Origin of the sequence: Actinoplanes sp. NBRC 103695 (assembly GCF_030269485.1) — a bacterium.
Taxonomy (GTDB): Bacteria; Actinomycetota; Actinomycetes; order Mycobacteriales; family Micromonosporaceae; genus Actinoplanes.
The window spans coordinates 203,047-215,471 of sequence record NZ_BSTL01000003.1 but is presented as its reverse complement, the minus strand read 5'-3'; the positions used below and the strand labels follow the sequence as shown (position 1 = coordinate 215,471).

Annotated in this window: 6 protein-coding genes; 2 read left to right on the top strand and 4 right to left on the bottom strand. The window is 68.5% G+C overall.

Translation table 11 applies throughout. The features are described 5' to 3' along the window. Positions 1–2: 2 nt before the first annotated feature. A complete protein-coding gene (locus QSK31_RS05805) occupies positions 3–305 on the top strand; it encodes a hypothetical protein (protein WP_285681721.1) in 303 nt (100 codons plus the stop codon). On the opposite strand, the gene QSK31_RS05800 is transcribed toward QSK31_RS05805, so the two are convergent. Together QSK31_RS05800 and QSK31_RS05795 are read right to left on the bottom strand one after the other, a co-directional pair. Then, complete coding sequence (locus tag QSK31_RS05800; RefSeq protein WP_285681719.1) at positions 211–2,481, bottom strand: M48 family metallopeptidase; 2,271 nt, start codon at positions 2,479–2,481, stop codon at positions 211–213. The two genes, QSK31_RS05805 and QSK31_RS05800, sit on opposite strands and share 95 nt — an antisense overlap. 4 nt (positions 2,482–2,485) lie before the next feature. After that, positions 2,486–2,986, bottom strand: a complete 501-nt coding sequence (locus QSK31_RS05795) for a hypothetical protein (protein ID WP_285681717.1) — start codon at positions 2,984–2,986, stop codon at positions 2,486–2,488. Between the two features lie 98 nt (positions 2,987–3,084). Between QSK31_RS05795 and QSK31_RS05790 the strand changes: the two genes are divergently transcribed. Beyond that, entirely contained in the window at positions 3,085–3,759 is a 675-nt protein-coding gene (locus QSK31_RS05790; protein WP_285681715.1) for a cytidylate kinase family protein, read from the top strand. 6 nt (positions 3,760–3,765) lie between these two features. On the opposite strand, the gene QSK31_RS05785 is transcribed toward QSK31_RS05790, so the two are convergent. Next, positions 3,766–3,975, bottom strand: coding sequence for a hypothetical protein (locus QSK31_RS05785; protein WP_285681713.1), 210 nt, complete (start codon positions 3,973–3,975; stop codon positions 3,766–3,768). Between the two features lie 117 nt (positions 3,976–4,092). After that, complete coding sequence (locus QSK31_RS05780; protein WP_285681711.1) at positions 4,093–12,150, bottom strand: DNRLRE domain-containing protein; 8,058 nt, start codon at positions 12,148–12,150, stop codon at positions 4,093–4,095. Positions 12,151–12,425 lie beyond the last annotated feature (275 nt).

Below are 12,425 nucleotides of genomic sequence, written 5' to 3'. Positions count from 1 at the left end.
CGATGGACACCTACCAACCGCGGACCGGGCACCTGGAGCAGGCGCTGCTGCGCGCCCTCGAGGACCAGAGCCCCCGAGGCAGCATTCTGGGCGAGATCGCCGGAGGCCTGCGCCGCGGCGAGCTGACCGCCCGCGAGGTGTCCGCGAGCCGGGTGTACGGCGACGAACTGCTCGGCGCCCTCGACGACGCGCAACGCCGTCGCGACAGCTTCACCCCTCAGGAGTCCGCGGAGTACGAACGTCAGGCGGCCCAGCTGCGAGAGGCGCCCGACGACCTGTTCGGGGCACCTCGACCGAGCTCCTGAGCTCGGCGTTCCGGGTCCGCCGGCGGTGCCGGTACGAGTACACGTCCGCGGCGGTCTCCCGGCCGACGAAGCCGATCCCCGCCAGCACACCGGTGATCACGACCACGGCGACCAGCCGCGGCACGTCGTCGTCCGCAGGCGTCGTGCGCCACGGCAGCCCGACCAGGAAGCCACCCACCGCGACCACGCTGGTCAGGGTCAGCCAGTTGCGGCCGTACACGATCTGCTGGTCGAACCGGTCCTCGTCGGCGGCGGCCGCGGCTCGCACCCCGTTCGTCAGCGCCATGAGCAGGCCGACGCCGACGATCAACGCGTACGGTGTCTGACTGCTCTCGGCGCTCAGCAGGCCCAGAAGCACCCGCCCGGCCAGCACAGCCACCAGCACCGCGCAGGCGTGGATGAGCCGGCGCTGCCACCGCGGCCGACGAAGGCCGGGCAGCGTCGTCGACCGTGCCGCACCGGGGTCCGCCCGCGGGCCCGGAGCAGGTGGGTCCGCGACGACCCGGCCACGCCGCCGGGTGAGCGCCACCAGCCCCAGAACGACAGGGACGACCGCCACGACGACATACACCGACGGGCGGACCTGTTCCGGCAGCGCCGACGGAAAGGGACTCACCATCGCCACCGCGCCGTAGACCGCCACGAGGACGCTCCAGCCACGGCGGGACGACGTCCCGGCGATGGCCCGGCACGCGACCACGACGGTGCCGATCAGTGCGACCACGGTCACGGCGGTCAGCGCGTACCGTGCGCCGGGGCCGTTCACCAGGGAACGCCACCACGACGCTTCCAGCAGCGCGGGCCAGTCGTCGGCGGCCGCGTTCCACGGGTCGAGGGAGCCACCGATCAGCATGCCCGTCCAGAGTCCGGCCGTCAGCCCGGCCAGCCCGCGCAGCAGACCCTCACGACCGGTCACCCGCTCGGCGCGCCACGCGTGATGCCACACCCCCAGGGCGAGCGCGACCCCGGACGGGACCAGGAACGGCAGGTAGAGCCACACGTAGATCGGCCGCAGGGTGGTCACCTCGTCCAGCGACATCCACTTCCAGCGCAACGCCATCATCAGCAGGTCGAAGTGATGCGGAACGGTGAGCAGGTAGCCGAACGTGGCGATGAACCCGATCAGCGCGGTGTCGGCAGCGACCAGGCCGCCGCCGTCGACGTGTCCCCGCAGCGCCGCCCGCCGCCGCTCACTGCTGGGATGGGTGGCGAACGGCCAGGCCCACCCGGCGTCCCAGCGCCGTCGCTGGCGGGCGAGCAGACGCTCCAGTGACGGTCGGGCGCTGCCGCCGTCGATCGTGGCGGCGAAGGCGTCCGCGTGGAACTCACGCGCCCGCAGCATGCCGTTCCGGGCCAGGTAGACCGCGAGGACGAGGGCGCCCAGCCGGGCCGCGGTGGCCAGCGCCTCCTCGATCGAGGAGTTGCCCAGCGTGTCCCCCACTCCACCGGTCACGGTCAGGGTCACGCTCAGGGCCAGAAATGCCTGCCACAACCCCGTCATCGCGTACGCGGCGTCCACGTCGCGGTGATGCAGGTGGCCGAGTTCGTGGCCGACGATGGCACGGAAGGCATCCGGGTCACGGCGGTGCAGGCTGACCATCCCGCTCTTGATCTCGATCGCCCGGCGCCGCCAGTGCCCGAAGGCGACGGCGTTGTCGCTGTAGTCGGTGGGATGCAGCCAGACCCGGTGCAGGGTCACCCCGGCCGCGGCAGCGAGGCGGCGTACCTCGTGCCCCGCCGCCGACCCGTACCGCCCGTCGTCCCGGCCGTCCCCGACGCGGGTCAGGCGGCGGGTGCGGATCCGCCAGTACGGGATCAGCCAGTACAGCAGGAAGCCACCGATGAGCACACCCGCGACGGCGGCCGCGGCGGGCCGCTCCGGCCTGTCCACGGGCCGAGGGCCGCACCGGCGCTCGACCCACCGGTCCAGCTCGGCGCGATGGGCGTCGGGCACCTGCGGGAGGGGAGCAGAGCCGGGTACCGTCACCGCGTCGAAGGGGACGAAGTTGGTGAACTGATACTCGGCCCGGGCCTCGGACTCGCAGGACTGGAATGCCATGCCCTTCACCAGCCACTGGTCCGGGCGGGTGGCACCCACCGTCGCGCTGGCCACCAGGATCGTCAGTGCGAACAGGATCAGGCGCGGCAGCAGGCTCGACGGCGGGCGCCCCGGCATACGGTCACCGCTTCGCGTCATCGCCACGCTCGGCCGCCGCCGCGACGATCTCCGCGACGACGGAGTCGGCGATCAACGCGGCCTCGTCATCGCCGACGTGCCGGCGAGCCGCGGCCAGAGCGGCGGACCGGTACGACGCCAGCTCCTTCACCGTGGGGGTACGGGTCAGCGCCGGGCGGCGGGAACGCCCGAACCGCAACCGGCCGACCGCCCAGCGCGTGCCGCGTTCAAGCAGGTCAGAAGACATCACACCGAGTACGGTCGCCGATGCCGACAACGCTGCCGGGGTCAGCACCTCACCACTGACGCCCAGGACGTCCCACGCCAGCGGGTCGCGGGCGCGCCACTGCCACCCGAAGAACCGCCGGCTGCGCACCTCGAACAACGTCAGCTCGTCCGGCGCCACGGCGGCCACAACCCGCCGGGCAAGGTACGTCGCGAACGGCCGGCGCTCCGCCGGAACCCGCGAAACCACCGCCGTCTCGCGCACCGGATCCTCAGTCATGGGCGACTCCAACCATATGAACGGGGTACGCGATCTCTCCGCCGAACGCTACGGACGCCCACCAAACGAGTGAACGCGTCAGGGATATGGTCGGCTCTGTGAACCGAGGCACCCGCGACGAGATGCTCGGGCGCCTGGCTGAGGCCGTCCGGTCCGTCGCCGTCCCGCACCCGACGCGGGTCGCCGTCGACGGACCGCCCGCCGCCGGCAAGACCACGCTCGCCGACGAACTGGCCGATGTCCTGCGCACCCGGGGTCGCGACGTCATCCGGGCGACGATCGACGACTTCCTCTTCCCCCGGGCACAGCGCTATCCCCGCGGCGAGTACTCGGCCGAAGGCTGCTACTACGACACCCACGACTACCACGCTCTGAACCGGGTTCTGCTCGATCCGCTCGGCCCGGGCGGAGACCGACGCTTCCAGGACGCGGTCTACGATCGTACGGCGGACACCACGCTGTCCCCGCCGGTCACGACCGCCCCCACCGACGCCGTGCTGGTCTTCGACGGCGTCTTCCTCATGCGCCCGGAACTGATCGACCGGTGGGATCTGAGCGTCTTCGTGTCGGCCGCGCTCGAGCGGACCGTGGAACGTGCCGTGATCCGAGAGCGCCGGGTGTCAGCCCGGGCCGAGGTCGAACGGCGCTGGCGCGAGCGCTACATCCCCGCCCAGCAGCTCTACTTCGCCACGGTCCGCCCGGCCGCTCGGGTCGCCGTCATCGTGCACAACGACGACCCCCAGCAGCCGGTCTGGGAGACCCGGACACCATGACCGCGCTCAGCGCCGGTTCCGGATGCCCTTGATCACGTAGAAGAGGCCGACCAGGGTTCCCAGCACGCCGAAGACCGCGACGCTCTGCCAGTTCCGGCCGATCCGGCCGGTGGGCTCGCCGAAGAGCGCGTAGAACCCCAGGCCGGCGCACAGCAACGTGGCCACCGTGATGCCGATGATGTTGCCAACGGTGTACCTGCCACCTGGATCCGTCACAGTCCGTTCCTCCCCGTCAGCGGTCCTGATTGGAATTGCAGTTTTGCCGCCGGGCGGCGTTCCGAAACATGCCGGGGCGGCCGATGGCCGCCCCGGCACCCTCCTCCGGCGGGGACGTCAGTCCGATATGCCGACGTCCCGGCCGAAGTCCTCCTGCTGCTTGTCCGCCCAGTCCTCGATGTGCTGGCCGGTTGTCTTGCCGCCGATGGTCCAGCCCGCGTCGTCGCCGGACTTGTCGGTGTTGGTGAGCTTCTCGCCGAGCTGGCCTCCGCCGTAGGACAGAGCCCCGGCGAACAACGCCCCACAGGCCGGGGCCGCGGGCCCGCAGACGCCTCCGGCCGCTGCCCCGATCGCGCCACCGGCCATGGAGAGGCCCGTCTCGACGACGGCCTTCGAGCCGGCGGCGAACCACTTGTCCCCTTCCCGCTTGTGCTTGATGAAGCCGAGACCGCCGCCGATGATGTCCCCGACCGGACCGGCCGCCTTCCACGCCTTGCTGCGGCCGATCTTGCCGGCCATGTCGGTGGCGGGGTCCTTCAGCTTGGCGGCGTCGGTCCACTTCTCCGTCTGCTTGGCGATGCCCTCCCCGGCCGACTGGATGGCCCCGAGGTCGTCGCCGAGCTGCTTGCCCTTCTCGATCCCCTTGTCGATCGCCTTGTTCGCCTTGTCCTTGGTCTGCTCCCAGAGCTTGCCGGCCTTGTCGGACGCGCTCTGCGCGGCGCCCTTCGCGGCCTCACCGCCGGCTCCGACGGCGTCCTTGGCGACGTTCTTGAGCTTGTCGACGCCTTCCTTGATCTTGTCGCCGATGTCGCCCAGGGAGAAGTGGCCGTCGATCTCGATGTTGGTGACCGGGTTGCCGCCGGCGAAGGCGTACCGGTTGTTGGTGAACGGGTCCACCGACATGTCGAGGTCGGCGAGTGCCCCGTTGTAGTAGTCGCGGCTGAGGAACCGATTCAGGCCGGGGTTGTAGTTGCGGAACCCCATGTTGTAATCGCCGCTGACCTCGTCGAACCGCTTGGCGTTGAAGCGGTACGCGTTGTACGGCGTCTTGGCCGGGTCACCCGGCTGTGCGCCGCTGGGCTTGTCGATGCCGGTGAACTGCTGGTCGTCGTCCTTGCCGTAGGCGGTGTAGCCGTACGTCGACTTCGAGTTGCCCTTGTCGTCGGTCAGCTGCTCGACGTCCTCGTGCGCGTTGTACCCGAGGTAGGCGTCCTCCTGCCCGCCGGGCGTGAACGTGGTCTGCGACAGCAGCTGCCCGGACGGCGAGTACTGGTACGACTTCTTCAGCTGACCGCCGACCTCCTCGGACAGAATCTTCTCCGAGGTGCCGAGGTAGCCGTACTCGGTGGTCTCGCTGCCCTTCTTGCGGGAGGCCTGCCGGTCCAGCGGATCGTACGTGTACTCCGTCGTCCCGCCCTGGAACTTCGACGCCGAGGTGACGCGGTTGAAGGAGTCGTACTTGTAGGTCTGCAGGTCGATGCCCTGCGAGGTGATCTTCTCCATGCGGCCGAAGTCGTCGTACGTGTAGTCCGCCGCGATCCCGTCGGTGGTCGACCTGGTCACCCGGTTGCGGTCGTAGGTGAAGTTGGTCTCGCCGTCCTTCAGCTTCTGCCGGATGACGTTGTTGTTGGCGTCGTGGTCGTACTCCTCGGTGGTCGCGCCGTGCCCGGTCTTGGTCACCTTCCGGATGCGGTCCAGCGGGTCGAACGAGTTCTCGGTCGTCGTGTCCAGGAACGCGGCGTTGTTGTCGGCGTTCTGCTTGTGGGCGACGTCCTTGCTGCGGTGGCCGTTGGGGTTGTACTCGTAGCTGTGCTCGTTGACCACCGCGTCGTTGTTCTTCTTCTCGACCTGGTGCTTCTCCTTGCCGTCGAGGTAGTAGTCCTTCGTGACCACGTTCCCGTTGGCCTTGGTCTCGGTCTTCACCTCGTGCCGCTTGGTGTAGGTGAACTTGGTGACCTTCAGCTTGGGATCGGTGCTGGACGTGCCGACCTTCGATTCGGCGGCGAGGTCGAGCGGGTTGTAGTTGAACTCGGAGAACTGCTTGTCGTGGGTGCGGGTCTTGGTCAGGCCGTTGGAGAAGTAGGTGAACGAGGTGGTGTTCTTCGTCGCCCCGGACTTCTTCTCCTCGATCTTCTCCACCCGGTTCAGCTGGTCGTACGCCAGGACGTACTGGTCGATCTTGGCGTCCGAGCTGGTGTCCCTCATCTCGGTGACGTTGCCGTTGAGGTCGTAGCTGTAGGCGAAGCTCTTCTTCTTCTGGCCGGCGCCGTCCCCGTCGTCGGTGCGGGACTTCTTCTTGCCGTCCGGGTAGTACGTCGTGGTCATCGACTGGTTCTTGTCACCGCCGGTGACCTTGCGGCTGGTCTGCGCGCCGAGAGCGTCGTAGTCGTACGTGGTCTTGATGTTCCACTCGTCGGTGCTGCTCTTGACCCAGCCGTTGTCGAAGTACTCGTGGGTCGTGTTGATCCGCTTGTCCTGGCCCTGCTTGCCCGACGGCGGCGAGCTGACCTGCTTGACCCGGCCCACCTCGTCGTACTCGTACGTCGTCTTCTCGGGGGTCTTGTACTCCGAGTCGTCCACGTCGTACGGCTGGATCTGCTCCTTCACCCGGTTCATCGCGTCGTAGACGGTGACGTTGCTGAAGTCGTTCTCGTCCTGCTCGGTCTCGACGCCGCGCGGGGTCTCCACCTTGGTGCGGTTGCCGACCTCGTCGTAGCCGAACCTGGTGGTCCGGTAGGTGACCTTGCCGTCGGCTGCCCTGCTGTGCGGCACCCGCTGCTCGATCGGCTTGGCCCGCTCGTCGAGGACCGTCGTGGTCTCGTTGCCGTCCTGGTCCTTGCGGACGATCGGGTTCCCGTCGCCGTCGTACCGGGTCTCCTGCCGGTTTCCGTCGGCGTCGATGACCGCGGTGACCTGGTGCTTACGGTCGTACTCGTAGGTCATGTTGGCGTCGGCGGGGTCGGCCGTCTCGTTCTTGCGCTGGTCGGCGACGGTCTTGAGGTTGCCGACCTTGTCGTAGGTGTAGGTGACCTTGCCGCCCTTGGCGTCGGTCATCTGCAGGACGCGGTTCAGCTCGTCGTAGACGTACCTCGTCCGGTAGTCGTCCGGGTCGGCGCTCGCGTTGCCCTTGGGCTCGGTGAGCCAGACCAGGTTGCCGACGTTGTCGTACTCGTAGGTGCTCCGCCGTTCGGGTCCGCCCTCGGTGTCCGGCGGCTCCATGACGCCGCGGATCCGGTCCATCGAGTCGTGGGTGGCCGTGGTCTTGGCCCCGTTGGCACGGATGTCCTCGTAGACGTTGTCGTTCCGGTCGTAACTGGGGCCCGGGGTGATGATGTAGGCGCCCTTGTCCTGGTCCTTCGGCACCTTGCTGCCCCGGGGCCGGCCGAAGAGGTCGTACTCGTAGGTGCTCTTCTTCTTGCGGGCGTCCTCGACGCTCGTCACGTTGCCCAGCACGTCGTAGGTGTACGTCGTGACGTTCTTGAGCGGGTCGGTGATCCGCTTGGGGTAGCCGACCGGCTCGAAGTCGGAGAAGAGGGTGGTCTTCTCGTTCGCGTCGGTGGCCGACTCCATCTGGCCGTACCGGTCGTAGGTGTAGGTGGTGGTGTAGTCACCCTCGACGCGGTCGGTGGCGACGCCCTTCGGGTCGGTCACCGAGACCAGGTTGGCGAAGTCGTCGTAGCCGAAGACCCAGTGCCGCCCCTCCGGACTGATCTTGTCGATCAGCTCGGCGGTGTACCCCTTCAGGCCCGTGCGGTACATGAGCCTGGTGGGCGATTGCGGCGCCTGCGGGTCGGCGTTGGCCTCCGCGTCGCGGATCTCCGTGGGGTAGCCCGTCTTCGGGTCGTACGCCCACGTGGTGGTGGCCCCGTTGTCCTCCGTCAGCCGGTCCACGTTGTTGTCGGCGTCCCAGTGCAGTTCGGTCTTCTCACCCTTGGCGTTGGTCAGCAGGGTGGGCCGGCCGAAGCCGTCGATCAGGAACGTGGACAGCCGGCCCTGCGCGTCGAGCAGGGTCGAGGTGATCTGCTTGTTGGCGTCGCCGTCGAGGTTCAGGTAGTCGAAGACGGTTTCCTTCTCCTCGCGGTCGACCACTGCCTTCGCCCGCAGCCGGCGGTTCTTGTTGTCGTTGGTGTCGTAGTAGCGCACGACCGTCGGGTTGCCGCGGGGGTCGTCGACGCGCACCAGTTTCGGGTTGCCGTCGCCCAGCTTGTCGTCGTACCAGAACTGGAACGGCTTCTCCCCGCTGTCCCCCTCGCCGTCGACGACCAGCTGGAGCAGGCCCTTGTTGCTGTACGTGAACGTCACCGTGCGCCCGTTGACGTCGGTGATCGACTTCAGCTGCTCGATGATCTTGCCGTTGTCGAGGTTGACGCCGCTCTTCTTCTCGTTGTTGACGAAGTAGTCGTACTGCGGGTCGCCCTGCGCGTAGTAGTCCAGCGACAACGTGCGCCGGCCGGCCGAGTCGGTGATGTACTTCAGCACGCCCGTGTTGAGGTTGGACGTGGACGTCCGCTCGTAGGTGTAGTTCAGCTCGTTGCCGTTGTTGTCGATGACCGCGGTCTGGTAGCCGTCGGTGTCGAAGAAGGCCTTCGTCCGGTCCGGCCGGGTCATCACGTACGCCTTGGTCGGGTCCTCGTCACCGGTTCGCTGGAAGTACAGGTGCACGCCCTTGGGATGGTCGTAGTCCCAGTCGGACGGCTTGGTGCTGTTGTGCTTGTTCAGCTGGAACACGTTGGTCGTGCCGTCGCCGTCGACCAGGTCGACCTTCTCGGGCCAGTCCGGCGTGCCGCCGGTGAACCGCAGCGGCGAGCCGAGCCGGGCGATGCTGGAGGTGGACAGCGACCAGCCGTAGCCGATGTACGAGTTCGACGTGTCCTGGCTGTTGTAGGTGAGCCGGACGAAGGTGTTCAGGCCGCGGCTCGGGTTGTCCAGCACGTCGTAGCTGAACACGGCGTTGCCACCGAACTGGTTGACCAGCACGTTCGAGCCGGCGCCGGCCGGGGAGCCGCCGTACTGGTAGAACTTCTCCAGGCCGAGCTGGTCCGAGGTCGGGTCCTCGACGGCGATCTCCTGCGCCAGCGGCGGGATCTGCGCGGTCTGCGACAGCCACTGCCCGGTGGCCTTCCGGCGCAGGTCCCACTTCAGGACGAACGACTCCCGTTTGTTGGCCGTGTCCTGCCGGGCCGGCGTCATGGCCTTCGCGGTCAGGGTCTGCGCGTCACCACGGTTCAGGTCCGCGGTGAGTGCGGTGTCGCGCCGGTTGTCGGCGGTCGTGACGTCTCGGCCGTCCGCCGTCTCCCAGTGGTACGAGAGCACCCAGTCGTCCTTCTTGAGGACCTGGTCGGTGGTGTTGGCGACCGTGACCGGAGCGGAGTACTCGTCGCCCGGGATCATCCGGTTCGGCACCGTCGGGGCGTAGTACGTGCCCGCCGGGTCGGCGTAGACGACCTTCAGCTTCGGGTGCAGCGCCGGCTCGGTGCCCTCGCCGGAGAGGAACAGCGTGCGCTCCTGCGGACCGGCCTCGTCGGCCAGCTTGATCAGGGCGCCCTTGTTGCTGGTCGGATCGGCGATCCACTTCTGCACCAGCGCGTCCGCGTCGAACTCACGCACCGCCGGGTCGTTCGTCACCTGGGTGACGGTGCCCAGCCCGGTGGTTTGGATGTCGCCGCCCGCCGCGGTCCAGGCGGAGGCGGAGCTCGCCCGGTTCCACGAGGCGGTGCCCTCGTCGAAGTCCCTGGTCAGCTCGTGCAGCTGATACGTGGCGCCGCTGCCGACGGTGTAGAAGCCCCAGAGGCTGACCTTGGCGTCGAGGACCCGGGCTCCGGTCGGCACGCCGTTCATGCTCGGGAACTTCACGACGGCGCGGGTCTTGCCGTACGTGGTGCTGTTGTTGCCCACCGACAGCCACGGCGAGCCCTGCAGCACGTCGTGGCCGGTGGTCGACTCGGTGCTGGACAACGTCGTGTCGCGGGCATCGCCCTGGATCACCTTGACCACCCGGCCCGCCTTGGGCAGGCGGACGAGCTGGCTCTGCGAGCCGAGCAGCGACCCGTCCCGCAGCTTCACCGCGACCTGGTAGTAGAAGGCGTTGCCGAACGGTTCCGGCGAACTCGCCGGAGTCGGCTCGGCGCTGGTGTCGTTGTAGGCGGTCAGTCCCTTCTTCACCGGGGCGACCAGCGTGGCCCGGGTGGGCAGGAAGTGCTGCCAGATGCTGCGGTGGATCTGGTACTCGACGAAGTCGTCGTTGGCGTACGGAGCCCATGTCAGGTCCGCGCCGGTGGACCGGATCGTCATCGGGGCATCGAGCTCGACGCCCGGCTTGCCGTAGGTCAGCAGCAGCTTCGGCGTCTGGTCGATCTCACCGTTGTAGGCGTACTCGGCGGCCTCGTAGCGGGGCCCGCCGGCGTTCGCGGTCTCGGTGGTCGCCTTCAGCATGAACCCGTTGTTGGCCTGCGTGCCGTCGAGCCAGTTCTGCACGGTGTCCCGGACGCTGAAGTTGTGCCAGGCGTTGACCTGGTCCTTCTTCTTGACGTCGGTGCCGCGCTTGATGAACCGGACCGCGTCGGCGACCACGGCCTTGCCGGCCACGTCGCGGAGCACGACCTTGTGGGTGGTTCCCGCCGTGAAGGAGTACGTGCCCAGCGACGTCCACGCCCCGTTGCCGCCGCCCGTCTGATTCACGTTCACCGTCGCCGTCCCGCCGGCGTGGTGCACGGTGAACGGGGCGTTCGTGGCGCGGTCGGAGCCGCCGACGTGGTACGCCTCGACGGTGTAGACGCCGGCCTCGGTCAGCCGCGGCACCCAGGTGAAGGTGTCACCGGTCCGGGTGTCGTTGTTCAGCCGGTACCCGCCGCCGTTGCCGGCGCCCGTGGTGTTGGTCCACTCACCGGTGAACGACGTCCGGTTGGCCTCCGAGTTGTCCACCGTGGTGCTGTTCTGCGCCAGATCCGCGCTCGAGCCGTTGATGGAGTTCCAGGTGACCGTGTTCTCGGTCCAGGGCGCGGTGACCCGGTACGCGCCGATCTCGACGTTCGCCGCGTCGGTGGTGTGCGTCTGGTCGAACCAGGTGCGCAGCTGCGCCGAGTCCAGCGTCGTCCCCGCGGGGATGCGCGACAGGTCGAAGCGCAGCAGGCTGCGGGCGGTGGAGCTCGTGGTGGTGCCCACCGACAGCCGCCAGTTGCCGTCGAAGTTCTTCGCCGGCTCGTCCGACGTGATCATCGCGTCCTGCGACTGCGTCGTGGTCGGCTGGATCTTCACAGTCGGGTCCACCACGACGGGGTACTTCCGCGCCGCGTCCTTGAGCCACGCGGCGTCCGGCGTGATCGTCACGAGGGACTGGGCGCCGCGGGTGGTCAGCGTCTGCGTCACCTTGTCGGTGTACGCCTTGCCGTACGGGCCGCGCGCGTCGTCCTTGGCGTCGTACATGAACGGCTTGGGCAGGTAGAACAGCGGCGGGCCGTCACCGCCCGCGAACGCGATCGACCCGTCCGGCTGCGCGACGGCGCCGACACCCCGCAGATCCAGCACGAAACGGTACGCCGGGGCGACCGCCGGAGCCGAGCGGAGCCGGATGTCGTTCTTCAAGCCGGTCGGCGTCACCGTGTACGCGTACTCGACACCGTCCACGGCGAAGGTGGCGGTGCTCCCCTTGATCGTGGGCCGCACCGCGCGAGCCGGCCCGTCCAGGCCGATGGACACCCGGCGGCCGTCCTGGTCGAAGGTCAGGAGGCGGTCGGTGCGGCCGCCGAAGTGGGTGACGAACGAGTTGGTCGTGTTCGCGGCCGGATAGCCGGCCCGGTCACTGGCCTTGATCCGGGTGTCGATGTTCTGCCAGCGACCCTTGCTGTCGCGGTAGTGCCGCGGCCCGGCGGACACCTGGTCCTGGACCCGCCCGTCCTTGAGCAGGAATCGCTTGATGTTGACCGCCCGCTGGTCGATCAGCTCCTTGACCACCTTGGCGGCGGGTAGCGGCACCTTGGCGACCGGGCGTTCGGGTGTGCCGACCAGTTTGGCCGGCACGCGGTCGCTCGTGACGAGGTTGCGACCGGTCGCCGGTGGCACTCCCGTCCCGCTCGCGCCGGTCGCCGGTCCCGGCTCGGCGGAATCGGCGCCGGGCAGCCAGCCGCCTCTGCGGCCCGCCACATAGACACCGCTCCCGACGAGCGCGAGAACCGCCACGACGGCGATCCACCATCTGAACCGTACGGATTTCGACACGCCAACCCCCGTGGTTGTTGTCCCAGCACGAACTGTCGGAACGCAGCACGGGGGGCGCGTCGTGCGGCTGGCGCCGGAACAACGCGAAAGAGATTGATATCGGACAATGCGGTGCGGCCAGACGCGACGTTGTCGTGCCTGTGCCTGAGAAAGCCGAGCCCCCGTGTATTGCAATTGCCACGGACACGCTACGCAGAAAAGTTGCTAGAAGGCAATGGTTCCTTCGGTCGAGGATC